Source organism: Hydrogenispora ethanolica (genome assembly GCF_004340685.1).
GTDB lineage: Bacteria > Bacillota > UBA4882 > UBA8346 > UBA8346 > Hydrogenispora > Hydrogenispora ethanolica.
This window is the reverse complement of the sequence record NZ_SLUN01000018.1, coordinates 13106-34610: the sequence shown is the minus strand read 5'-3', so window position 1 is coordinate 34610 and position 21505 is coordinate 13106. Positions and strand designations below refer to the sequence as shown.

Below are 21505 nucleotides of genomic sequence, written 5' to 3'. Positions count from 1 at the left end.
GACCATGGGAGGCGTGTTAAATATAGTTTCGGGAGCACCATCTGGCGCTTTAAATATCATGCTAACGATTGCCGAGGATTTAGGGCGTTATTGCGAGTCATCCATCTTGTTACGGAAGTATAATCGTGCCGGTATTCAAGACGCTGTTGTCGTGGAAGATCGATTTGTTTTGGATTATATCTGGGGATTATGCAAGTATCTTGATAAACATAGACCGGATGTTATTCTGGTTCATGGCTATAGCACACATCTTTGGACAAAGATGTGTGCTGCGATAAAAAAAATTCCGGTAATTCATGTTGAACATAACGTAGAGAGATACACTTCCTTTCGAAAATGGTTACTTCGAATGATGGATCAACATACCTCAAGGTATATTTGTGTATCGCGGGCCGTTGCGGAACACCTTGTTACTCTAGGAGCAGATAAGCAGAAGATTAAGGTAATATATAATGGCATTGATCTTAAAAAGTTTCAAATTGAAAAAATTTCTCATTCAGTGTTTACAGTTGGCATGACTGCTAGGTTTTCCAGTCAAAAAGATCAAATGACTTTAATTCGAGCAGTGGAGTATTTATATCGAGAACGGCATTTTCCCATCCGGCTGATATTGCAGGGGTCTGGTAAAATGAAGGAAAAATGTCAAGCTTACGTGGAAAAGCAGGACTTACAAAAAATTGTTTCATTTAAAACAGGCTTTTTTGTTGAGTTAGCCCCAAGAATTGATTTATTTGTTTTATCAACTCATTATGAAGGATTTGGGCTAGTGGTCTGTGAGGCTATGGCAGCAAAAATTCCGGTAATTGCCTCTGATGTTTTTGGGGTTAATGAGATTATTGAACATGAAAAAAACGGGTGGTTGGTTCCAAAAGATAATTATTTGATTTTAGCGGAAAGGATTTTGGTGGTTTTTGCCAAAAAAGATACACTGAATTTTCATAATGTTATAGAAGAAGGGTATAAAAGTATAGAATTTAAATTTTCGCTGAATAGAATGAGAGAAGAATATAGGAAAATTGTTATGAAATATATTAGTGTTTCAAGTATATATATAAAATAATTGTGTTTTTGATGGAGGGAAGAATTTTGCTAGACTATAGTATTATTTGCTTATCTTCTATTGATTGGAATTTTATGCATCAACGCCCTCAGCAAATTATGAAATTACTTTCAAAGAAACATCCAATATTGTATATTGAACCAACTAAAACGTGGGAAGGATGCTTAAGAAAACAGGGAATTGGTGGATTTAAAACTCTTCGAAAGATAAACTCTAACCTTTTTGTTCTTAATCCAATTATTCCGTTTTCGGCGAGAAAATTTCCATATATAAACAATAAAATTAACAATGAATTTCATAAAAACCTCCAAAAAACAGTTTTTGATCTTGGATTTAATAATAATATATTGTGGTTTTATACTTATAATCAAAATGATTTGATTGGATTATTTAAAGAAAAATACATTATTTATGATTGTGTCGACGATCATGCTCAATTTAATCCTCAAAAAGCAAAAATAGTTTCCACGAAAGAAGACTATCTTCTTTCAAAGGCAGATCATGTATTTGTAACAGCAGAAAATTTATATAATAAAGTCGTAAAAAAAAATAAGAAAGTTACTATTAATCGTAACGGTGTTGATGTTTCTCATTTTATGGTTCCTTTAAATCCAGAAAAGAAAGAAAAAAAAGTTGTTGGATTTATTGGTGCGATTTTTGATTGGGTTGATGTTGAATTAATCCAAAAAGCAGCTCAGAGTTATCCCAAGATTACATTTTCTTTAGTTGGACCTATACAGAACACTATTGATAAAGTAAGTTTAAAAAAACTACCAAATGTTGTTTTACATGGAATTCAAGACTATAATGAACTACCTAAGTTTATTATGGAATTTGATGTTTGCTTGATTCCATTTAAAATATCCCAGCTTACCATGAGCGTTAACCCGGTAAAGCTATATGAATACTTTGCCTCAGGGAGACCGGTAGTATCTACTGCTTTACCGGAAGTGTTACCTTATTTACCGTATGCTTATATTGGAAATACGCATCAAGAGTTTATTAGTTTAATAGGGCGTGCATTAGAGGAAGATAATATCGAATGGGTAAGAATTAGGAAAAAAATCGCTGCCGATAACTCTTGGGAGAGTAAAGTGATAGAAATGGAAAAAGTTTTAAAAAATTTGGTGATATGAGATGGATAAACTAGTAAATAAGACTCTGTGGCACAAACAATATGAACAAATGAAAATTGAAGAGCTTGTTAAACTAGCAAAACAACCTCAAGAATTTCAATTGGCATTAAGGGATATAATTAAGAGTGTAAAAAAATCTAGTAATCCATCTAAAATCATTGAAATTGGATGTGGAAATGGTATTACTAGTCTAATTTTAGATAATAATTTTGAAAAATACCTACTGGATTATGACCCCAAAGCCATTGAACTCGCTAAGGAATTGTTTAACTTATTTAATCAACAAGCTCAATTTTTTACCTCAGATATGTTTGATATGCCCTTTGTCGATGAATATTTTGATATCGTTTTTAACGCAGGTGTTATTGAACACTTTTCTTTTGAGGACCGAGTTTCAGCATTAAATGAGTATAGTCGTGTTTTGAAAGAAAACGGATTACTGGTTATTGCTTTTCCTAATCATTACAGTCTCCCCTATCGTTTAGGATATTTAAAAAAAGTAATCTCTGGAAAATGGCCTTACCCTCAAGAGTTTAAACTTTTTGACCTAAAACAAGAGTTAGATTCTTGCAGTTTAGAATTAGTAAAGAGAGTTGTTACTAGTAAAAAAACAAGCTTTTATTTTTTGAGTAGAGGCTTAAGAAGTATTTTTTTATCAATTGATAAGTTTTTTAAGTTTGAAGGCTATTTAACAGTTTTAATTATTAAAAAAGTCCATTTGTAAAAAAAAGTTTTTCCATCCATTCCCACCAGGAATCCAAGCCTTTTTCACAGAAATCCGAAATGAAGTACAAATATGGAGGTATCGGAATGAAAAAGGCTTTATTGTTTCCCGTGGTTCTCTTGATTCTTTTGGCAACCGGAACGGCTGCCCTGGGAGCAGGGTTGTTGGGTGGCACCGATCTGATGGTGACTCCGACCGCAGATACATTGAACTCCGGCGATGTAAGCCTGGGTCTGAATTTTGCAGAGAATGACCGGACCTATGGCAATTTGGATTTCGGGGTGGCCCGGGATTTTGAGCTGGGAGTCGCCGTCTATGACAATCCTTGGGATACCGACCTGACCTTGCGCGGCAAGTACCGCTTGTTGCGGGAGACCGCTTCGCAGCCGGCCCTGGCCATCGGGATTCAAGATATCGGCGCCGACGAGATCTCCCCGTATTTGGTCATCTCGAAAACGTTTGACGGCGGATTCCGCGGTTACTTAGGAGCGGGCGGCGGAAGCTTTGACGGGTTATTCGCCGGGCTCAGCAAGAATTTCCGGGTCACCGGCAGCCAACTAAAACAGGTGCAACTTCTGGTCGAAGCCGATTCCCACAACGTCAATCTGGGGACCAAGTTCATGTTCAAGGAGCCGGTGAGCATCAATTTCGGCTTCATCGACATGGACCGCTGGGTATTGGGCGCGACTTTGAATTTCAACTGATTCCGGTTCTACAAATATCAGGAGTTTTTGAACGAGAGAGCACCAAAACTAAAAAACGGCCGTATGAAGGGCCGTTTTTTGGTGCGAAACTATAGAGAAAAGGCTATGCAGTTTTTTAACCTCGCAGCGTTTTCAAAAATGTGCTACAATATCATATTGTCAATGCGAAAGGGAATCCTTGAAGAGACAAGGGAACCCTTTAAGCCCCAAATCTTTTAACGGAGAACAAGCATGGCGAAGATACAATGGAAGCCGGGGACTTTGCTGAATCCTGTGCCGGTGGTGCTGATCAGTTGCGGCGAGAAAGAAAAGGCCAACCTCATTACAGTGGCTTGGGCGGGAACCGTCTGTTCCGATCCGGTCATGGTCGGGGTGTCGATCCGGCCGGAACGCCATTCCCATCAGTTGATCCAAGCCAACGGCGAATTGGTGATCAATCTGCCGAACCGCCGGATGGTCCGGGCGGTCGATTTTTGCGGCGTGCGCTCGGGACGGGAAGTCGACAAATTCAAGGTCACCGGCCTGACCAAGGAGCCGGCCGGTTTGGTCAGGCCGCCGCTGATTCGTGAGGCGCCGTTGGCCTTGGAATGCAAGGTCGAAAGCGTGTCTCCCCTGGGATCGCATGACCTATTCATCGCCAAAGTAGTAGCGGTGCAGGTGGAAGAGGCCCTGATCGATCCCAATGGACGGCTGAATCTGGCCAAAGCCGATCTCATCACCTACGTGCACGGCCATTATTGGACCCTGGATCAGGTGGTCGGCAGCTTCGGCTTTTCAGTGCGGAAAAAACAGTCCAGGCGGTGAGTGAGCGTTTTAGCGGATCAGCGTATAATACGAATCGATCTCCCGGTCGCCGGACTGGTGAAGCTTCGCCTCCAACTCTTGGGAAAACTCCGTATTAAACCGCTCCAGGGCCTCGCCCAGGATTTCCCGGCAGATCCGCCGGCTGGCCACGGTCTGTGGATGTTTGGACACGAAATTTACAATCTCTTCAATCTGGGTCTGTTTGGACATATCACATCACCCGGAATAGTTTTAACCGTTTCGGGTATATTTATGTCTCATGGCCTTTTGGCGCATCGCATCGTCTCTTCTCAAGGATTGGAGGCCGGAGGATCCGCCGGTTCGGCGGCGGGCGGCTTGGGGTGGGCTAAGGTTTGGTAGGCGTCATCCTCATTGATAATGTCGAGGATCGAATAGACCGCCTTTTTGCCGGGGGAGTACATTTTGCGCGCTTGGCGGATGGCTTTCTCCTTGGCGGCTTCCAGGTCTTCCGCTTCGATTACAATATCCAGACGGCGTAGATTCTTGCCCAGGCTGACTCGGACCGAGGCTGCAAATAACATGGATGGATCACCCTTCCTGCTTGAATAATTCTCGGTTGCTCGTTAATTCTCCTTCAGAATCGGGGAGAATTACTTTTGCGGAAACGACCGGATCGGAGTTGCGGGATCAAGGAGCAAACATTCCCAAGAACTCGGAGGTTTTGATGAAAGGGATGGCAGATCCTCCCGGGGCTCGGGAGAGTCCTGCGGGGACCTCGGACGACCTTCCGAACCCCCGGGCGAACTTGCCGCAAGGTATGGCAAGGACCCGGGAGGGGACGCCGCCGTGAAAGCCGGCGCGGCGAAGGAGCCGGAAGAGTTGTCCGGCAGCAACCGAAGAAATTCGACTTGCCGCAGAAAACTTTTGAAAAAGGTGCGGCAAAAGTGATAAGATGGATCTGGATAGTCCCATTGGCTTTTTAACTTTTTTATCCGTCCATGGACATAAGGAGCGATGAAACTTGGCCAGATGTACCCTTGATCCGGAAAAGATCTGCGATGATTGCGGCGAATGCCATTATTGCGATCTGGATCCCGACAAGATTTGCGATAACTGTTGCCGCTGTCTCGGCGATGCCGATTACCGGGCGGTGGAGATTACGGAGATCATTTTCCCTAAGGAGATGAAGATAAAACGCAAAAAAGCTTCCCCGGTCCGGAATCCGGCGGCTCATTGATGCAAATTGCAGACGTTTTTGATGGAAACCCCGCGCGCGGGGTTTTTGTTATTTTGGCCTATATTTTTGGGCGATGGTCATATATGCATAGTTCCTTAGGACGAATAGACTATACTAAAAGTCCTCGGGAGGAATGAAGATGAATGAGAACCGAGTTGTGCTGCAATTGGCCCGGGCTTATGTTCCGATGCAAATATATGTGAATTCATGGGATCCGATGCAAGGATTGATGGCGGGAACGATCTTCCCCGAACTCTACCGGCCGTATGTCGGTCGGGAACATTGGAGGGATAACTAATGCGCCCGGAACAGCTGGAAATGCTCAAAAACTTGCAGGCACTGGAATTCGCCGCGCTGGAGTTCGGATTGTATTTGGATACGCATCCCGCTGACCAGCGGGCTTTGAATGAATTTTCCAGGCTGGCGCAGGAAGCGGAACAATGCTTGCGAACCTACGAGGCTTATTATGGCCCGTTATCCATGGAAGCGAGTACCGACAATCAAGGCTGTTGGCAATGGCTGGAGCACCCCTGGCCTTGGGAGATTGAATATTAGGAGGAAGCGCGATGTGGCATTATGAAAAGAAACTACAGTATCCCGCCAAGGTTGGGAATGCCGATCTAAAGATGGCGAAGTACCTGATCACTCAATATGGCGGGCCTGACGGTGAACTGGCAGCGGCCCTTCGGTATCTGAACCAGCGTTATAGCATGCCGACCAAACAAGCGAAGGCGATTCTAAACGATATTGGCACGGAAGAACTGGCTCATCTCGAAATCATCGCCACCCTGGTTCATCAGTTGACCAAAGGAGCAACGGCGGAGGAGATGCGCGCCGTCGATTTGGGAGGCCATTACGCCGACCACGACAACGCCTTGTTTTATGTAGATGCGACCGGCAATCCCTGGACAGCTGCATATATTCAAGCCAAGGGCGATGCGGTGGCGGATCTCCACGAGGATATGGCCGCGGAGGAGAAAGCCCGGGCCACCTATCAATGGTTGATTGATCTCACCGACGATCCGGATCTTAAGGATACCTTGAGTTTTTTGCGGCAAAGAGAAGTCGTTCATTTCCAGAGATTCGGCGAGACGCTGGATATCGTCCAAGAATATCAAAATTCCAAACATGTGTTTTAGCTCAAAAACGTCGCAATCGGCCTTTCTCCATGGGTTCAAGGCTGGTTGCGACGACAATCCTTCGATCACCACAGTTCCAATGCCCAACGATTCTTTTCTTATGATCAGTGCAGCTGTGAGAGATTCGTATCTTATGAAATCGATAGCGATGAGGTGATGCCGATGCCGGCCAAAATAAAGATTTGGGTTTGGAGCCTGATCTGCGGCCTGGCTGTTTTGGCGAGCGTCGCCCGTTAACGGCAAGGATGGCAGAGAAAAACCGGGGTACCCCGGTTTCATTTTTAGAATTCTGATTCGGCTTTGACTTTATTCCACGATGACTTCGTGGGTAATTGTGGCATTCAACGAAGCCGCCACGGAGCAGTATTTCGTCAGTGACAATTCCACCGCGTGCCGGACTCTCTCGGGATCAATGTCATGTCCGGCGACCCGGAAGATCATATGGACCTGGGTAATCCGTTTGGGATGCTCTTCCGCCCGGGTCCCGTCGAGTTCGATGGAGAACTTCTCCACTTTTTGCTGCATTTTGCGTAGGATCGACGCCACATCGGCGCCGCTGCATCCGCCGAGGGCATGCAGCAATAATTCCAGCGGCCGGACCCCGGAATCGGAACCGCCCGCTTCGGCGCTGACATCCATTTTGATCGCATGGCCCGAATCTCCCGTGGCCGTGAAGCCCATCTTGCCATCCCAGCTTAAATTGGCTTTCATTCGCAATCCTCCTTTAGAGATAGTATCCTTGTGAAATAACTCAATTATAACAGATTCCGTCCAAGAATGGTCCATCAACAACCCAAGAGTCTGCCGGTTCGGCGGCCGGGTTCGATTCATTCATGAAAAGCCATTCGCGGGGGAGAATAACCTTGAAAAATCACAGGAGGTTCGGCATGAATCTGGGATGGCAGTTTTGGTTGGCATTCGGATTGAGTTTTATCGGAGCCGGAATCGTCGGGCTATTGCTATTCAAACCGATCATCAATTTTGTAAGTGATGCCTTTCTGACACGGCTTTTAAAAGACCCGTATCCCGAGAACTTGGGGGAAATGTACAATGTTTTCACCAAAGTAGGGGTTCAGAACGTATTGGAGGCCGATCTCCGCGGCAATCAGGGCGAACCCTTGGAACGGCCGTTCGGGAGCCCGATTCATTTTTCACCTTGGGAGAAGCTGCTGCTGAATCCGGTCTATTTATCGGGACAGCCGGTGGCCGAGTCGGACAAGGTCGACGTCGAAGTGGTATTAGGGCCCCAAGCGGCCCGGCCTCTCCACATCGGTCTGCCGATGATGGTTGCCGGAATGGGGTACGGCTTCGGCCCGTCTTATCAGGCAAAAATCGCGCTGGCCAAGGGGGCCGACCAAGTCAATACCGCTACCAATACCGGTGTCGGGCCATTCTTGCCCGAGGAACGGAAGAGCACTAAGCGCTTGATCCTGCAGTACCACCGCGGCGCGTGGGGCAAGGATGAAAAGGCGCTCCGTCAGGCGGACATGATCGAGATCCAGTTGGGTTACGGCGCGCTCGGTTCGGCGCCGGTGACGCTCGGGCCCGAAAACATTAGCCCGGATTTCCGCGAGTATATGGGGATCGGTCCGGATCAATCCCTTCACATGAGCGCCGTTTTACCGGAGGTGCGCAACCGGTCCGATTTGGCCGAACTTGTGGAATATCTGCGCAAAATCACCGGCGGAGTGCCCATCGGCGTGAAATTCGGCGCCACCCATTATCTGGAGGAGGAACTGGAGATCATGACCGGCGCCGGGATCGACTTTTTGACCATTGACGGCGCCGAGGCCGGCATCAGTTTCGGCCCGCCGATCCTGGCCGATAGTGTCGGGTTGCCCACCTTGCCGGCGCTCTGCCGCACCGTGGCTTTTTTGAAAAAGCAACAATTGCAGGGAAAAGTTTCGTTGATTGTCTCGGGCGGCTTCGTGACGCCGGGCCAGGTGCTTAAGGCGCTGGCGCTCGGGGCCGATGCGGTTTATATGGGGACGATCACCATGATCGTTTTAGCTCATTTGCAATTGACCAAGGTGATCCCGTGGGAACCCCCCACCGAATTGGTCTATGAACGGGGCAAACAAAAAGACCGCTTCGTCATCGAGGAAGGGGCCCGCAGTATCGCCAATTTCCTAAAAAGTTGCCAGCAGGAGATGATCATGGCGCTGCGTTCGATGGGCAAGAAATCACTGGCCGAGTTGTCAGTCGCCGACTTATGCGCGCTGAGTCCGGAGGTTTCCCAGATGACCGGGGTGGAATCAGGGTTATTCACCCCCGGCAAGGGAGGCGCTTGAGAGTGGCGGTCCCTTTGGGCGTGCTGATCGGGTTGCTAACCTGCGCGATAGGCTTGGTCATTTTGGAGCGGCTGTGTTTCATGCGCCAATTCGGCAGGCTCCTGAAGAGTTTTCCGTTCCTTACGAACCTTCAAATCCTTCGGAAAATCACTTGGCGCGATGGGTTGGAGAGCTTGTTGCGCGCCCGGACCGGAGAGCCTTTGGAACGGCCTTTCGGTACGAACCTGCGTTTCTGCGATTGGGGACAGCTGCAATTCAATCCGGTGTATTTGACGGGAGAACCCTTGGAAGAGGAAGACCCGATAGAGACCGGGGTGACGCTGGGAACGCGGGCTCGGAAACCATTGCATTTGGGGATCCCGGTGGTCATCGGCGGGATGTCCTATGGAAATGCCTTAAGTTACCGGTCCAAGATCGCCTTGGCTAGGGCAACCGCTTTGGCGGAGACGGCAACCGACTCCGGGAACGGGCCGCTGCTCGAGGAAGAACGGGAAAACGCCGGGCATTACATTCTACAGCTTCCCCGGGGTTATTGGTCCAAAGATCCCGCCATTCTCCGGCAGGCTGATCTGATAGAGATCGGCCTCGGCCATGGGGCTTGGAATTCGGCGCCGGTCCGCATCAAGGGTTATAAGGTCGAGGCCGAGCTGGCGAAACGGATCGGAGCGATCCCCGGTTTGGATCTGTTAATCGAATCCCACCTGCCTGAAGGGAGAAATGTGGCGGAACTGAAGCGCTATATCCGGGAATTGAGGAGGATCACCGGCGGAGTGCCCATCGGGGTGAAGATCGGAGCCACCCATTACATTGAGCGGGAATTGGAACGGATTCTGGCGGCCGGAGCCGATCTTTTCATCTTTGACGGCACCGAGGGGGGGACTCATGGCGCGCCGACGATTCTCGCCGATGATCTGGGGCTTCCCGCCCTGCCGGCGCTATGCCGGGCGGTTCAGTATCTGGAAGATACGGGGCAGCGGCAAACGATCTCCCTGATGGTGGGCGGCGGCCTTTATACGCCGGGCGATGCCCTGAAATGTCTGGCGCTGGGAGCGGATGCCGTGATGATTGGCACCGCTGCCTGTCTGGCTCTATCCCATACCCAGGTCGTAAAAACACTGCCGTGGGAACCCCCGACCGAATTGCTTTTCCACGGGGGCAAGCAGGAGTTCAAATTCGATCCACAACTGGGCGCCGAGCATCTCAACAAATTTTTGCAGAGTTGGATTTTGGAGATGAAGGAGGTCGCCCGCGCTCTGGGCAAGCGATCGCTCCGGGAATTGACCCGGAAGGATCTGGTGGCGTTAGACCGCTTGGCCGCGGCGATGACCGGGGTTGAATATTTTGAGCCCCGCCCGAAAGAAAAGCAGTGATCCAAAGGCCGGATAATTGTACGAATTTCCTTTTGGGATAAAAGGAAAAATGTTCTGGCAAGCGAAATATTTGAAAGGTGCACCGCCGGGTACGAATCATGACCAGGCTCCGCCGGTGATGACAAACGATCCGCGGATGCTGAATTGCGAGTCGCGCGATGCTTTTCCCAAGGAATTCTTTCATTTCGCTGGAGGTACGAACAGATGGCCGAGATTAATGAACAGATTTGTCTGGATCCGAAGACCAAAGAGGAGATTATGACCCGTCTGAAGCGGGCCGAGGGACAGTTGCGCGGGATCCAAAAGATGTTGGAGGAAGAACGCTCCTGCCAGGATTTGATCATTCAATTGGCAGCGGTCAAGGCCGCCGTCTCCCAGACAGCCTTGGCGGTTCTCAGCCATCAACTGGTCCATTGCTTAAAGACCGAGATTTGCGACGGCCGGCCGGTGGATCAGGTCCTCGAAAAATTCCAGGAGATCTTCAAAAAGCTGTCTTAACGATTGTGTTGCAAGAGTTCGGTCAGTGTTACAAAACGGTATCCCTTGGCTTGCAGCGCGCGAATGATCTCCGGGAGCGCGGCGACGGTATCGGTACGGTTGACCCGGCCATCGTGGGCCAGGATGATGGCTCCGGGAAAGACCATCTTTGCGACGCGGTTGGCTTTCTGTTGCGGGGTGGGGAGGACGTGGTGCTCAACCGTAATCGTGGACATGACGATTTTTTTACGCGCCAATCGCGAAGCGGCCAGGATGTTTTCACTCAATTCCTCGTACGGCGGCCGGAATAAAAGCGGTTCTACCCCGGCGGCCTCAGCAATCGCCCGGTCGGTGGCGGCAATCTGCTTTTCGATTTGAGGAAGAGTCAAGCGACGCAGATGCGGGTGGGATAGGGTATGATTGCCCACCTGGTGGCCGGCGGCGATTTCAGCCCGAACCAGTTCGGGATGGCGCCGGACATTGGTTCCGACCAGGAAAAAGGTTGCGGGAATCTTATATTCGGCCAGGATCTTCAGAATTGCCGGCGTATAACGAGGGTCTGGGCCATCATCGAAGGTCAGAGCCACGACTTTTTGAGAAGTATATCCCATCCATTCAATATCGACCCGGTCCACCAGGGCGATGGCCGAACGGACAAAAAGGTAGTGATTGATCAGCTGCCGGGGAATGGTGAACAACAGGACGGCGACCATGGCCAGCAAGGCAAGGACCGGCAATTGAACCCGTTTGACGGTAATCATAGACTTTTCACCTAAATTCTGCGATTCTGCAATCAACAGGGTTTTATGCGACGGATGATGAATATTACGTAACAATAATGAAACCGATATGTAAAATTATAAGCGATATTCCCGATCCAATACAACGAAAAATGAGCGGATTTGTTATAAAATTGCCTTCTTTTGCTGGAGTTTTTTTACATTCCCCTCAAAAAACCGGGATCTTTCCCAACGGATCGCTGGAAAATGATTTGGAAGGGAACATCTTTGAAACCGGTTTCGTCTGAGTAGTAATTCTCATTGGAAGCAAGCATGCTCCAACTCGAATTCAAAAAAAGGAGTGAAACGGAATGAAGCATCGCATGGATCGCAGCAGAGTGCGGCTGGGAGTAATCCTGCTGGGAATGCTGTTGGTCGCCGTCTTTGCGGCAGGCCGGCCGATCACCGCCGCCGCAAGCGATCGGAGCGTCGAACTGACCGTGTATAACGATAATTTGGGCTTGGTCAAAGAACGGCGCGGCATGGAGCTGCCGGCGGGGATCGGAACCGTCGGTTTTACGGATGTCGCCTCCCTTATCGATCCGACCTCGGTACGGTTCCGTTCCTTATCGGAGCCAGGCGTCCGGGTGCTGGAGCAGAATTACGAATACGACATCATCAATGATACCGCGCTGCTCCAAAAGTATTTGGGCCAAAGGATCCGGCTGACCACAGTCCAAGGAGAGACTCTTGAGGGCTATTTGATGAGCGGGGGGGATAATCTGATCCTGGCCGCGACTTTGCAAGGCGGCGAGGTTCGTATCGTGAAGGCCGCCCAGATTCAGAGCGTCACGTTTCCAGAGTTGCCCGGCGGCCTCGTGGTCCGTCCGACACTGGTCTGGTTACTGACCAATCCGGCGCGGGCCGGCGCGCAACAGGTCGAAGTGAGTTACCTCACCGGGGGGCTCTCTTGGAAAGCGGATTATGTGGCGACGATCAATCAGGATGACAACCGGATCGACTTGGCGGGCTGGGTCACGCTGGACAACCGGAGCGGAGCCGATTACCGGGACGCCCGGCTCAAACTGGTGGCCGGAGATCTGCACCGTGCCCCGGAGGAGGAACGCCAACGGGCCGGCGATTATCTGCTGAAAACGGCTTCGCCCGAGCGTTTTCAAGAGCAGTCTTTCTTCGAATATCATCTTTATACGCTGGGCCGGACCACCACGGTGAAGAACAATCAGTTGAAACAGGTGGAATTGCTGACCGCCGCCGCAATTCCCGCCCGGAAACTTTTTATTTATGACGGAACGGCGGATCCGAAGAAAGTCCAGGTCGTGCTGGAGCTCGTGAACAGCAAGGCGAATAACCTGGGAATGCCGCTGCCGAAAGGCCGGGTGCGCGTGCAAAAAGCCGACAGTGACGGCGCGCTGCAATTCATCGGTGAAGACCGGATCGATCATACCGCCGCCGCTGAGAAGCTCCGGGTGGCGCTCGGCAACGCCTTCGATATTGTGGGAGAACGGATTCGCACCAATGTCCGGGATACCGGCTCGACGAGCCGCGAAGAGAGCTATCAGATCACGCTCCGCAATCACAAGCAGACCGCGGTGGACGTCACCGTCGTGGAACGGATGAACGGGTGGAACGAATGGCAGATCGTCAAAACGGACCACCGGTTTGTGAAGACCGAGTCGGGCAAGGCCGAGTTCGCCGTGGTGGTTCCTCCGGGCGGACAGGAGACCATTACCTACACGGTTAAGTATAAATGGTAAAATAGCCCGGAATTCCTGAAGCAGAAGGGGCTGTTGGAAATGAACTTGCATGTTCATTTTGCAACAGCCCCTCTTTCAGTCGTTCAACAAGCTCATTTTGTGGAAAAAGAGCTCTTTCAGTCGTTCAACAAGCTCATTTTGTGAATGAATGAGCTCTTTCAGTCACTGAACAAGCTGTTGTATTCCAAAGGAGTGAAGCATCATGGCTATAACGCTTGGAAATGAATTCCTGACCGTGCAGGCGGTCGCCCAAGGGGCCGAGCTAGTCTGCGTGAGAGACAAGCGGGACGGAGTGGAGCATCTCTGGTCCGCGGATCCCGCTTTTTGGCCCCGCCATGCTCCGGTGCTCTTTCCCATCGTGGGCCGTTTGAAAAATAACCAGTACCGGATCGACGGCCGGAGTTTTTGCCTGGGCCAGCATGGTTTCGCCCGGGACAGCGTTTTCGAGCTGGTTCAGAAAGACCGGCAGAATGTCCTCTTCCGGCTGGGGTGGAATGAGGAGACGCTGAGAAAATACCCATATCGTTTCGAGCTGGAGATCGGATATGCTTTGCAAGGGGCTTCCCTGACCACCACATACCGGGTGAGGAACCGCGACCGGCAGAGCCTCTTTTTTTCGATTGGCGCCCACCCCGGATTGAATTGCCCATTCACGGCGGACACGAACTTCGAAGATTATTATCTGGAGTTTGAATTGCCTGAAACCGCGCCGGTCCGTCCGATTGATCCCAACGGATTGCTGAAACGGGAAAGACGGCCCTTTCTGGACAACCAGCGGACCATCGCCTTGACGAAGGAACTCTTTGCAGGCGACGCGCTCGTCTTTGAGAAGCTCCGTTCCCAATCCGTCGCCCTAAAGAACCGCCGGAACAGTAAAGTGATTCACTTTGATTTCAGCGGTTTTCCATATCTGGCGTTCTGGTCGCCGCCCCAAGGAGCGCCGTTTATCTGTATCGAGCCCTGGTTCGGGCATGGGGACGAGGAGGATTTTGACGGAGATTTCCGGGAGAAAGAAGGCGTCATGCCGCTGCGGCCGGATGAAGAATTCCGCTGCGCTTATCGGATAAGCGTCGACTGAGGTTGAATCAAAAAGCACTCCGCGAAGGAGTGCTTTTTCATTGCTTAGAATTTCAGTTTTTGAATTCTTTCCATCGCCCGCTCGGTATTTTCCCGGCTGCCGAAGGCGGTGAGCCGGAAGAACCCTTCGCCGCTGGGACCGAACCCGGCGCCCGGCGTCCCCACCACCTGGACCTCGTGCAGCAGCTTGTCGAAGAACTGCCAAGAAGTGAGCGAGCCCGGCGTTTTCAACCAGATATAAGGGGCGTTCACCCCGCCGTAGATCGTAAAGCCCGAAGCTTGCAATCCTTGGCGGATCAACGCGGCGTTGGTCATATAATACCGGATGACCTCTCGAATCTGGCTGCGGCCGGCTTCGGAATAGATCGCGGCGGCCCCGGCCTGGATCGGATACGAAACGCCGTTGAATTTGGTCGTCTGGCGGCGCAGCCAGAAGCGGTTCAACGAATGGCCGTTGCCATCGGCATCATATGCCAGAACGGTCTTGGGAACCACGGTAAAGGCGCACCGGGTTCCGGTGAAGCCGGCGGTCTTGGAGTAGCTCCGGAACTCGATGGCCACTTCCTTGGCGCCCTCCACCTCATAGATGCTGTGCGGAATATCGGCCTCCTGAATATACGATTCATAGGCGGCGTCGTACAGAATGATCGCCTGGTGAGCCCGGGCATAATCGACCCAAGGCTTGAGTTCCTCTTTGGTCAGGGTCATCCCGGTGGGATTGTTGGGAAAACAAAGGTAGATCAGATCGACTTTGGTCCCCGGCAATTCCGGTTTGAGCCCATTCGCCTCGGTGCACGGCAGGTACACGATCTTCTCATACCGGCCGTCGCCGCCCAATTTTCCGGCCCGGCCCGCCATGACGTTGCTGTCCACATAAACCGGATAGACCGGATCGGTGACCGCCACGATGTTATCGAGCCCGAAGATCTCCTGAATATTACCGGTGTCGCATTTGGCGCCGTCGCTGATGAAAATCTCATCGGGATCGAGTTCCACGCCCCTGGGCCGGAACTCGTGTTCAATGATCTTTTCGCTCAGAAACTGATAGCCTTGTTCCGGGCCATACCCCTTGAAAGTCCGGGCGTCCCCCATCTCAGCCACGCCGCGCTGGAGACCGCTGATGACTTCGGGAACCAGGGGCCGGGTAACGTCGCCGATTCCCAAACGGATGATATCCGCTGCGGGATGTTCGTTTTTGTAGGCTTGAATCCTTCGAGCAATCTCGGAGAAGAGATAATTGCCCGGCAATTCCAGATAATTCTGATTGATCTTGGCCATTCGATCAGTCCCTTCGTTTGATTCACAGAGGGCGCAATCGTCGTCTCGATTGCGGTTTCTGCGGAATTTGGTTTCAATGGATATATTTTTTGCCAATAATTCGGGATGGAATAGAAAAAACCTCCCGTGAAACGGTTAAAGTTTGGGATCGAATTTACGGCAACGGGCTGGCGTGAAAATGGTAACTCCGGGGATTGGGTTTACAGTAAATCAATTTTGCGCACGAGATCCAGTTTATCCAAAATAGGGTGGATTTTTTAATAAATAAGCTGGATGCAAATTACCATGGTGGGCTTGGTGAGGAACAGTCGGCTGGTGGCCGCGGACCGCTCATGCTAACGGGAATCATCGTGGCTGGAGCGCTATGGTTAGCCATCGGTACGGGCCAGAGCGGAAGCCGGATCCGGATGGGATACGCCAAATCAGCTGCGAGACTGAACCGGGACGATGATCGTTACTGGAAATGGGGGATCTTTTACTATAATCCGGACGATCCCGCCTGGTTTGTGGAGAAACGCTTCGGCATCGGGTGGACCAGTAACTTCGCCCAGCCGGCATCGTGGATGCTACTGGTCGGCCTGCTCTTCATCCTGCCGCTATTAATGAAGTTCATCACTTGGTTGTTGACCTAATTTCGAATCACTGAGTTTTCGAAAGATCTCATCCAGAGTCGCCTCCATGGAATGAACGGCAACGACCCGGTTTTCCGCGTATAGTCCGGCCAACCAGCCCAGATTTTCGGATGTTGGGGCGATTACGGCCTCCGAGATCTGAGAATCCTGGCGGAAGGTAACCTTTAGTCCGGATTGGCCGAACCTTTCCTTGAGTTCGCGGGGTTCGGCCATGACCACTAATTCGCCATGGTTGATGAAGCCAATTTGGTCGCATAACTCATCGACTTCCGTCATATCGTGGCTGGTCAGAATGATGGTAATGCCGCCACGCTTTAATTCCAAGAGATAATCGCGGATAATCCGCGAAGAGACCGGGTCCAAACCGGAGCACGGTTCATCGAGGAAGAGCAGTTCAGGTTCGTGGATTAACGCCCGAATGATGAGGATGCGTTGCCGCATTCCTTTGGAATAGGAGCGTACCGGATCGCGCGCCCGGCTCCATAAATCCATCCGCTCCAGCAAAGATTGGATTCGGGACAGCGGCTGTCCATATAACTTACAGCTGAGCGCCAAGTTTTGGTAGGCGGATAGATTCTCCATCAGGTTGGGTTTTTCGAAGACGACTCCGATCCTGGAGTGCACTTGCTTTAATCCGTTCGCCAAGGGAATACCGAAGATGGAAATTGATCCCGAAGAAGGGCGTGACAAACCCATCAACATGCGCATGGTGGTCGTCTTCCCGGCGCCGTTAGGTCCGAGTAGACCCAACGTCTGTCCCGGGCCGACTGAGAAGGAAAGACCGGCTACGGCTAAACGCTGGCCATACTTTTTCATTAGATTGTTTACCACCACTACATCGGGCATGTTAACACCTTGTTTCTGAAGTCGCAGCGAACCAAGCGCATCTTTGGTCTCGCGGCCGGGTTTTGTTAGTCTGCGATGAGCCATCAAAAATCAGCCTTTTGTTTGAAAAAGTAGTAAGCAATCCCCGCCAATGCCAGGGTTTCCAGTCCCAACACGATAGCGCCCAGCGAATGCTCAGCGGTCAGCGGTTGCAGTTGAACGGCTTGCTCCAACCCGCGCAAAATAAGATAGGAGGGGAAGAGGTTCAATAATTCCTTGCCTTCGCCGGCCAAGTCGGCAACCATCATAGGAAAAGTGGAAACCAAGTAGATGACCGTGGCGATGGTTCGCGCGAAAAGTGCGTTGGGAGCGAACAGCCCGACTAGCAAAGCTTGAAATGCATAGATCAGACACCCGAGTAGGGCGAATAAGCTCAGTTCGACGAGATGGCTTGGGCATTTCGTTAGCCATAATGTCAGATAAATGGAAGCCATTCCGACGAAAGCAGCCCATAAAACTTTGGCGCCCATATATTCAATGAACTGAACCGGGGAGACCAATAGAGAATGCAGAGTCTGTTTCTCTTTCTCATCGGCGACGGCGGCGGCGGCTTGCAGCAAAGCGATGGTCAGGATTAATTGGATCAACCAAATGGGCACCGATAGCCAGCGCGGCTGGGCCTTTTGATTGAGATATTTCATTTGAATCTGGGGGATCCGGCGGTTCGAAAAAGTTTGGATTAGCGAGACGTTTACCGCATTGATCAACAAGGCCGCCTTTTTTGCTTGGGTCTGATTGGCCAAAAGGGTGATCTTGCCGGAACCGGGACGGGACGGCTGAAGGAGCGCGTCGATCTTTGCTTGGCTCAAATCCTTTCTGGCCAGTTTCAGATCCTGATAGTACATTAATCGAAAGGGCGGGGCCGCAAAGATCCGTTGTTCGATGGCGGTTAAGCGGCCCGTGTAGGCCACCGTTAACTGAGCGGTTTCCGCGTCTCTGTAGACAAAGTTGAACAAGAAACCGATGAACAGCGGCAAAGCCAGCGCCAGAATCCAAGACTTGCTGGTGGTAAAATCCAGGTATTCTCTTTCCAGTAGCGCCCAAAATCTTCTTCCGCTCATTGAAGCTCCATATCGCTCCGCGAGTCTTTCAATTAGGATACCCGCTGCATTGTGAGAAACGATACCGCGAGTAAATGTCTTAACCCGAACAAAATAATACAGGTCAATTGACCTGTATTGTCATTCACAGAGTTTCATCCGTCCCAAGGAACTCGGATACGAAACCGAGTGGATAAGGGAACGCTGTTTGAAATTATTATCTTTGATGCTGAATGAAGTAGTAAATCAGATAAACGACCGCAATAACTCCGATGACCTCCATTTGGCTTCACTCCTTATTCTGGTTTTCTATACTTAATTCTCTATCGTTCGGTCGATTCCTCTTTGGAAATTAATTTTTAGTATCGATCAGAGAAGGCGGTTCTATGTAAGTTTTTACAGAATATATTTCGCCCCTCATGATACACTAGAGAATTAAGAGGTGTAAAGCTTGCCCCCAAAAAAACAACTCAGCGTGGACCAGCAAAAATATCAAAACCTTTCTCAAAAGATTATTCCCCAACCGAATATTCTGAGGAATGCTGCTTGGGCCTTTATTTTCGGCGGGATCGTCTGCATCATCGGACAGTTTATTCTGGAGTGCTATGCACGTTTGATGAAAATACCAGTCGAAAAAGCGGGTGATCCGGCTGTAGCGACCATGATCTTTCTGGGCGCCTTGTTAACCGGGTTAGGCTGGTTCGATAAATTGGCGCGGTATGCGGGAGCCGGTCTGGCCGTGCCGGTGACCGGATTTGCGAATTCCATCGTCTCGGCTGCCTTGGAATTTAAAAAAGAAGGTTTTATCCAAGGCATTGGCAGTAAGATGTTCATTTTGGCAGGTTCGGTCATTACGTACGGAGTCGTGACCGCTTTTTTCGTGGGGTTGATCTATTCGTTGTTCCTGACTTGGAAGTAAGGCGAGGCTGAATGGACAGTGACCAAACATATCGGCAAACAAACCGTCCAATTCGCGGTTCCCCCGGTTATCCTCAGCACGGGAACGGCCGTGGGCCCTTATGAAGCCGCCGGTCCACTGGGGGACTATTTCGATACGAAACATGTCGATCCATTAGCGGGCGCTGCCAGCTTTGAAAAAGCCGAACGCCAGATGCTTTTGGATGCTTGTTTGACGGCGCTTCATAAGATTAACGCAACCCCGGCTCAGATGCAATTCTTGTTGGCCGGAGATCTGCTGAATCAGATCATCACCTCGGGCTTTGCCGCGCTGGAGCTGACCATCCCTTTTTTCGGGATTTACGGAGCCTGTTCGACTGCGGTGGAAGGATTGACTCTCGGCTCGATGATTCTCGACGGCGGTTTTGGGGAACGGGTTTTGGCCGCGACTTCCAGCCATAACAGCACGGCGGAACGGCAATTCCGCTATCCCACCGAATACGGAACGCAGCGCAAACCGAGTTCCCAATGGACGGTAACCGGGGCTGGAGCCGCGCTCTTGGGCAGCTCGGGACTAGGACCCCGGATCACGTATGCGACGGTCGGCAAAGTCGTCGATATGGCGTGCAACGATCCGTTGAACCTGGGCGCGGCGATGGCCCCGGCAGCAGTCGATACCCTAAGCGCCCATTTTAATGATACCGGGCTCCAACCGCTTGATTACGACCTGATCCTGACCGGGGATCTCGGCAAGGTAGGCCATGAATTGGCGATCCAATGGATGAAAGATACTCAGGGCCTGGATCTGAGCAAAAATTACCAGGATTGCGGCATGCTGATCTATGATCTCGATGATCCGCGGGTCGGTTCGGGCGGAAGCGGCTGCGGCTGTTTTGCGAGTGTCGTTTACGGCTATGTTTACCAACAATTGCTCCGGGGCAACTTGAAAAAGGTTTTATTGGTGGCCACCGGGGCCATGCACAGCCCGCTCTCATGTCAGCAAGGCGAAAACATTCCTTGCGTCGCCCAAGCGATTAGCTTGGAAATGTAGCAATTTTGCGGATGGATTCAGATTTGGATATTGAAAAGCTCAGCGGAGGGAAGCCGCATGATGTATGTAAAAGCTTTTTTGGTCGGCGGGTTGATCTGCCTGATTGGCCAGCTGATCTACGACAAGACCAAGTTTACCATGGGTCATATTTTAGTCGGAATGGTAGTCTGCGGAGGCATCCTGGGAGGACTGGGACTTTATGAAAAACTGATTCGTTTTGCCGGAGCCGGGGCCAGCATGCCCATTTTAAGCTTTGGGAACTCCTTGGTCAAAGGGGCCATCGCCGAAGCAAAACTCAATGGCCCTTTGGGTGTCTTGACCGGAATGTTCGAATTAACGAGTACCGGGATTACAGCCGCCATTGTTTTTGGCTTTTTAGTCGCCGTCATTTTTAAACCAAAGGGTTAATTGCAGTTCCGTTCTTGAAAAGAGCCGTTGTCATCGGACAGGCGGCTCTTTTTGTATTGGTTTTTTGACGACTTGGGTTTATAATAGAGATATAAAATTTTGTAGTAATTTTGTAGAAATTTTGTAGTTGCGGTGGTATAATGAAAATAGAAATTCGAGGCGTAGAAAACCTGAGTTTTCGGGAACGGCAGGTCGTCGTGCTTAAAGAGACAGGAGAGAGCACCGAAGCCATTGCCAAGCGTCTCCAATTGACCCCGAGTACGGTCGGGACGCTTTATAACCGGGCCAAGAGCAAAGGCTACGAGGTGGTAATCATCCTACCCGGGGCCGCGCTTGGAATTGCGGAAGCCGATGAAAGCGAGGCGGAGCCGGGTTGAGATCCATGCGAAATTATCAACGCCCTAATCCATTTGTTTCGGAAGAGAGTTCGCCGGTTCGGAATGATTCAACTCAGGTTCGGCGCCGTTTCCGGTTTCGGCCCCGTTCATTCTGGCCATTTCTGACATGGGGTCTGGTAATGTTCGTTTCATGCCGGGTCGTGTTATTCCCTCTCATGGAGGGAGTTTACAGTTGCGTGATGAAATCGCAAGAGATATATGATTTAAGGAACAAACATCATTCGTTGGAACAGCAATTAGCCCAATTGAAAAAGGAGCGGGCCAGGATGATGACCATGAGTTACGTGGAGGAACGGGGTCATCAGATCGGCTTGATCAAGCCCAACGAGGAACCGATGCTGGTAATCGATGCCCAGAATGGAAAATCGGGAGTCATTCCCATGACCAAAAAAGCCGTGGAGGTCCATGATTGATTAGGGTATTCCCGGAAGCCGTGAGGCTT

At 50.5% G+C, this 21505-nt stretch carries 27 protein-coding genes; 20 read left to right on the top strand and 7 right to left on the bottom strand.

Annotated features, from left to right (window positions below; genetic code table 11):
* Positions 1 to 4: 4 nt before the first annotated feature.
* The 5 genes from EDC14_RS14685 to EDC14_RS14665 all read left to right on the top strand — a co-directional run bounded on the left by EDC14_RS14685 (position 5) and on the right by EDC14_RS14665 (position 4428).
* Entirely contained in the window at positions 5 to 1060 is a 1056-nt protein-coding gene (locus EDC14_RS14685; protein ID WP_165908038.1) for a glycosyltransferase, read from the top strand.
* A 26-nt stretch (positions 1061 to 1086) separates the two neighbouring features.
* Positions 1087 to 2196 (top strand): glycosyltransferase, encoded by a 1110-nt coding sequence (locus EDC14_RS14680; RefSeq protein ID WP_165908037.1) that lies wholly within the window; start codon positions 1087 to 1089, stop codon positions 2194 to 2196.
* Position 2197: 1 nt separating this feature from the next.
* Positions 2198 to 2920 (top strand): class I SAM-dependent methyltransferase, encoded by a 723-nt coding sequence (locus tag EDC14_RS14675; RefSeq protein ID WP_132015063.1) that lies wholly within the window; start codon positions 2198 to 2200, stop codon positions 2918 to 2920.
* Positions 2921 to 3006: 86 nt separating this feature from the next.
* On the top strand, positions 3007 to 3624 hold the full coding sequence (locus tag EDC14_RS14670) for a YjbH domain-containing protein (RefSeq protein ID WP_165908036.1): 618 nt from the start codon (positions 3007 to 3009) through the stop codon (positions 3622 to 3624).
* 231 nt (positions 3625 to 3855) lie between these two features.
* A complete protein-coding gene (locus EDC14_RS14665) occupies positions 3856 to 4428 on the top strand; it encodes a flavin reductase family protein (RefSeq protein ID WP_132015061.1) in 573 nt (190 codons plus the stop codon).
* Positions 4429 to 4437: 9 nt separating this feature from the next.
* Here the strand turns inward: EDC14_RS14665 and EDC14_RS14660 are convergent, their stop codons facing one another.
* Entirely contained in the window at positions 4438 to 4638 is a 201-nt protein-coding gene (locus EDC14_RS14660) for a TFIIS N-terminal domain-containing protein (protein ID WP_132015060.1), read from the bottom strand.
* Positions 4639 to 4718: 80 nt separating this feature from the next.
* Positions 4719 to 4970, bottom strand: a complete 252-nt coding sequence (locus tag EDC14_RS14655; protein WP_132015059.1) for a hypothetical protein — start codon at positions 4968 to 4970, stop codon at positions 4719 to 4721.
* 440 nt (positions 4971 to 5410) lie between these two features.
* Here EDC14_RS14655 and EDC14_RS14650 point away from each other — a divergent pair, with 440 nt between their 5' ends.
* From EDC14_RS14650 to EDC14_RS14635, 4 genes are all read left to right on the top strand, one after another.
* Entirely contained in the window at positions 5411 to 5626 is a 216-nt protein-coding gene (locus EDC14_RS14650; RefSeq protein ID WP_132015058.1) for a hypothetical protein, read from the top strand.
* A 139-nt stretch (positions 5627 to 5765) separates the two neighbouring features.
* Positions 5766 to 5924, top strand: a complete 159-nt coding sequence (locus EDC14_RS14645) for a spore coat associated protein CotJA (RefSeq protein ID WP_341540161.1) — start codon at positions 5766 to 5768, stop codon at positions 5922 to 5924.
* Positions 5924 to 6181 (top strand): spore coat protein CotJB, encoded by a 258-nt coding sequence (locus EDC14_RS14640; RefSeq protein WP_132015056.1) that lies wholly within the window; start codon positions 5924 to 5926, stop codon positions 6179 to 6181. The genes EDC14_RS14645 and EDC14_RS14640 overlap by 1 nt, the downstream gene beginning before the upstream one ends.
* A gap of 11 nt (positions 6182 to 6192) precedes the next feature.
* A complete protein-coding gene (locus EDC14_RS14635) occupies positions 6193 to 6765 on the top strand; it encodes a manganese catalase family protein (RefSeq protein ID WP_132015055.1) in 573 nt (190 codons plus the stop codon).
* A gap of 306 nt (positions 6766 to 7071) precedes the next feature.
* Here the strand turns inward: EDC14_RS14635 and EDC14_RS14630 are convergent, their stop codons facing one another.
* Positions 7072 to 7476 carry an OsmC family protein gene (locus EDC14_RS14630; RefSeq protein WP_132015054.1) on the bottom strand — a complete coding sequence of 135 codons (405 nt, stop codon included), beginning with the start codon at positions 7474 to 7476 and terminating at the stop codon, positions 7072 to 7074.
* Positions 7477 to 7652: 176 nt separating this feature from the next.
* On the opposite strand from EDC14_RS14630, the gene EDC14_RS14625 reads away from it, so the two are divergent.
* The 3 genes from EDC14_RS14625 (at position 7653) to EDC14_RS14615 (ending at position 10924) form a co-directional block, all read left to right on the top strand.
* The gene (locus EDC14_RS14625) at positions 7653 to 9056 is read left to right on the top strand and encodes an FMN-binding glutamate synthase family protein (RefSeq protein ID WP_165908035.1); all 1404 of its coding nucleotides are present in this window, start codon (positions 7653 to 7655) and stop codon (positions 9054 to 9056) included.
* A 2-nt stretch (positions 9057 to 9058) separates the two neighbouring features.
* Positions 9059 to 10426: an FMN-binding glutamate synthase family protein gene (locus tag EDC14_RS14620; RefSeq protein ID WP_165908034.1), complete on the top strand. Its 1368-nt coding sequence runs from the start codon at positions 9059 to 9061 to the stop codon at positions 10424 to 10426.
* A gap of 204 nt (positions 10427 to 10630) precedes the next feature.
* Complete coding sequence (locus tag EDC14_RS14615) at positions 10631 to 10924, top strand: metal-sensitive transcriptional regulator (RefSeq protein ID WP_132015051.1); 294 nt, start codon at positions 10631 to 10633, stop codon at positions 10922 to 10924.
* Here the strand turns inward: EDC14_RS14615 and EDC14_RS14610 are convergent.
* The gene (locus EDC14_RS14610; protein WP_132015050.1) at positions 10921 to 11664 is read right to left on the bottom strand and encodes a polysaccharide deacetylase family protein; all 744 of its coding nucleotides are present in this window, start codon (positions 11662 to 11664) and stop codon (positions 10921 to 10923) included. The two genes, EDC14_RS14615 and EDC14_RS14610, sit on opposite strands and share 4 nt — an antisense overlap.
* 329 nt (positions 11665 to 11993) lie before the next feature.
* Here EDC14_RS14610 and EDC14_RS14605 point away from each other — a divergent pair, with 329 nt between their 5' ends.
* Positions 11994 to 13397: a DUF4139 domain-containing protein gene (locus EDC14_RS14605; RefSeq protein WP_132015049.1), complete on the top strand. Its 1404-nt coding sequence runs from the start codon at positions 11994 to 11996 to the stop codon at positions 13395 to 13397.
* Positions 13398 to 13599: 202 nt separating this feature from the next.
* Positions 13600 to 14475: an aldose 1-epimerase family protein gene (locus EDC14_RS14600; protein ID WP_132015048.1), complete on the top strand. Its 876-nt coding sequence runs from the start codon at positions 13600 to 13602 to the stop codon at positions 14473 to 14475.
* 44 nt (positions 14476 to 14519) lie between these two features.
* On the opposite strand, the gene EDC14_RS14595 is transcribed toward EDC14_RS14600, so the two are convergent.
* Entirely contained in the window at positions 14520 to 15752 is a 1233-nt protein-coding gene (locus tag EDC14_RS14595; RefSeq protein ID WP_132015047.1) for an LL-diaminopimelate aminotransferase, read from the bottom strand.
* A gap of 332 nt (positions 15753 to 16084) precedes the next feature.
* Here EDC14_RS14595 and EDC14_RS14590 point away from each other — a divergent pair, with 332 nt between their 5' ends.
* The gene (locus EDC14_RS14590; RefSeq protein ID WP_132015046.1) at positions 16085 to 16384 is read left to right on the top strand and encodes a DUF5808 domain-containing protein; all 300 of its coding nucleotides are present in this window, start codon (positions 16085 to 16087) and stop codon (positions 16382 to 16384) included.
* On the opposite strand, the gene EDC14_RS14585 is transcribed toward EDC14_RS14590, so the two are convergent.
* Both EDC14_RS14585 and EDC14_RS14580 read right to left on the bottom strand, forming a co-directional pair.
* Complete coding sequence (locus EDC14_RS14585; protein ID WP_165908033.1) at positions 16352 to 17230, bottom strand: ABC transporter ATP-binding protein; 879 nt, start codon at positions 17228 to 17230, stop codon at positions 16352 to 16354. The two genes, EDC14_RS14590 and EDC14_RS14585, sit on opposite strands and share 33 nt — an antisense overlap.
* A gap of 83 nt (positions 17231 to 17313) precedes the next feature.
* Complete coding sequence (locus EDC14_RS14580) at positions 17314 to 18330, bottom strand: ABC transporter permease (protein WP_132015044.1); 1017 nt, start codon at positions 18328 to 18330, stop codon at positions 17314 to 17316.
* Positions 18331 to 18760: 430 nt separating this feature from the next.
* Between EDC14_RS14580 and spoVAC the strand changes: the two genes are divergently transcribed.
* From spoVAC to EDC14_RS14555, 5 genes are all read left to right on the top strand, one after another.
* Positions 18761 to 19228 (top strand): stage V sporulation protein AC, encoded by a 468-nt coding sequence (gene spoVAC / locus EDC14_RS14575; RefSeq protein ID WP_207930750.1) that lies wholly within the window; start codon positions 18761 to 18763, stop codon positions 19226 to 19228.
* 18 nt (positions 19229 to 19246) lie between these two features.
* On the top strand, positions 19247 to 20257 hold the full coding sequence (spoVAD, locus tag EDC14_RS14570; RefSeq protein WP_132015043.1) for a stage V sporulation protein AD: 1011 nt from the start codon (positions 19247 to 19249) through the stop codon (positions 20255 to 20257).
* A 57-nt stretch (positions 20258 to 20314) separates the two neighbouring features.
* Positions 20315 to 20665 (top strand): stage V sporulation protein AE, encoded by a 351-nt coding sequence (gene spoVAE / locus EDC14_RS14565; protein WP_132015042.1) that lies wholly within the window; start codon positions 20315 to 20317, stop codon positions 20663 to 20665.
* 140 nt (positions 20666 to 20805) lie between these two features.
* Positions 20806 to 21042, top strand: coding sequence for a sigma factor-like helix-turn-helix DNA-binding protein (locus tag EDC14_RS14560; protein WP_132015041.1), 237 nt, complete (start codon positions 20806 to 20808; stop codon positions 21040 to 21042).
* Positions 21043 to 21287: 245 nt separating this feature from the next.
* A complete protein-coding gene (locus tag EDC14_RS14555) occupies positions 21288 to 21476 on the top strand; it encodes a hypothetical protein (RefSeq protein WP_132015040.1) in 189 nt (62 codons plus the stop codon).
* The last annotated feature ends 29 nt before the right edge of the window (positions 21477 to 21505 follow it).

Excerpts from the sequence above, each read along its gene's own strand:
- EDC14_RS14600 (WP_132015048.1), top strand. The coding sequence starts at position 13,600 with ATGGCTATAACGCTTGGAAATGAATTCCTGACCGTGCAGGCGGTCGCC.
- EDC14_RS14630 (WP_132015054.1), bottom strand. The coding sequence starts at position 7,476 with ATGAAAGCCAATTTAAGCTGGGATGGCAAGATGGGCTTCACGGCCACG.
- EDC14_RS14640 (WP_132015056.1), top strand. The coding sequence starts at position 5,924 with ATGCGCCCGGAACAGCTGGAAATGCTCAAAAACTTGCAGGCACTGGAA.
- EDC14_RS14675 (WP_132015063.1), top strand. The coding sequence starts at position 2,198 with ATGGATAAACTAGTAAATAAGACTCTGTGGCACAAACAATATGAACAA.
- EDC14_RS14560 (WP_132015041.1), top strand. The coding sequence starts at position 20,806 with ATGAAAATAGAAATTCGAGGCGTAGAAAACCTGAGTTTTCGGGAACGG.
- EDC14_RS14610 (WP_132015050.1), bottom strand. The coding sequence starts at position 11,664 with ATGATTACCGTCAAACGGGTTCAATTGCCGGTCCTTGCCTTGCTGGCC.
- EDC14_RS14590 (WP_132015046.1), top strand. The coding sequence starts at position 16,085 with ATGCTAACGGGAATCATCGTGGCTGGAGCGCTATGGTTAGCCATCGGT.
- EDC14_RS14635 (WP_132015055.1), top strand. The coding sequence starts at position 6,193 with ATGTGGCATTATGAAAAGAAACTACAGTATCCCGCCAAGGTTGGGAAT.
- EDC14_RS14585 (WP_165908033.1), bottom strand. The coding sequence starts at position 17,230 with ATGCCCGATGTAGTGGTGGTAAACAATCTAATGAAAAAGTATGGCCAG.
- spoVAE (WP_132015042.1), top strand. The coding sequence starts at position 20,315 with ATGATGTATGTAAAAGCTTTTTTGGTCGGCGGGTTGATCTGCCTGATT.
- EDC14_RS14660 (WP_132015060.1), bottom strand. The coding sequence starts at position 4,638 with ATGTCCAAACAGACCCAGATTGAAGAGATTGTAAATTTCGTGTCCAAA.
- EDC14_RS14670 (WP_165908036.1), top strand. The coding sequence starts at position 3,007 with ATGAAAAAGGCTTTATTGTTTCCCGTGGTTCTCTTGATTCTTTTGGCA.
- EDC14_RS14615 (WP_132015051.1), top strand. The coding sequence starts at position 10,631 with ATGGCCGAGATTAATGAACAGATTTGTCTGGATCCGAAGACCAAAGAG.
- EDC14_RS14645 (WP_341540161.1), top strand. The coding sequence starts at position 5,766 with ATGAATGAGAACCGAGTTGTGCTGCAATTGGCCCGGGCTTATGTTCCG.
- EDC14_RS14580 (WP_132015044.1), bottom strand. The coding sequence starts at position 18,330 with ATGAGCGGAAGAAGATTTTGGGCGCTACTGGAAAGAGAATACCTGGAT.
- EDC14_RS14625 (WP_165908035.1), top strand. The coding sequence starts at position 7,653 with ATGAATCTGGGATGGCAGTTTTGGTTGGCATTCGGATTGAGTTTTATC.
- EDC14_RS14595 (WP_132015047.1), bottom strand. The coding sequence starts at position 15,752 with ATGGCCAAGATCAATCAGAATTATCTGGAATTGCCGGGCAATTATCTC.
- EDC14_RS14665 (WP_132015061.1), top strand. The coding sequence starts at position 3,856 with ATGGCGAAGATACAATGGAAGCCGGGGACTTTGCTGAATCCTGTGCCG.
- EDC14_RS14655 (WP_132015059.1), bottom strand. The coding sequence starts at position 4,970 with ATGTTATTTGCAGCCTCGGTCCGAGTCAGCCTGGGCAAGAATCTACGC.
- EDC14_RS14605 (WP_132015049.1), top strand. The coding sequence starts at position 11,994 with ATGAAGCATCGCATGGATCGCAGCAGAGTGCGGCTGGGAGTAATCCTG.
- EDC14_RS14685 (WP_165908038.1), top strand. The coding sequence starts at position 5 with ATGGGAGGCGTGTTAAATATAGTTTCGGGAGCACCATCTGGCGCTTTA.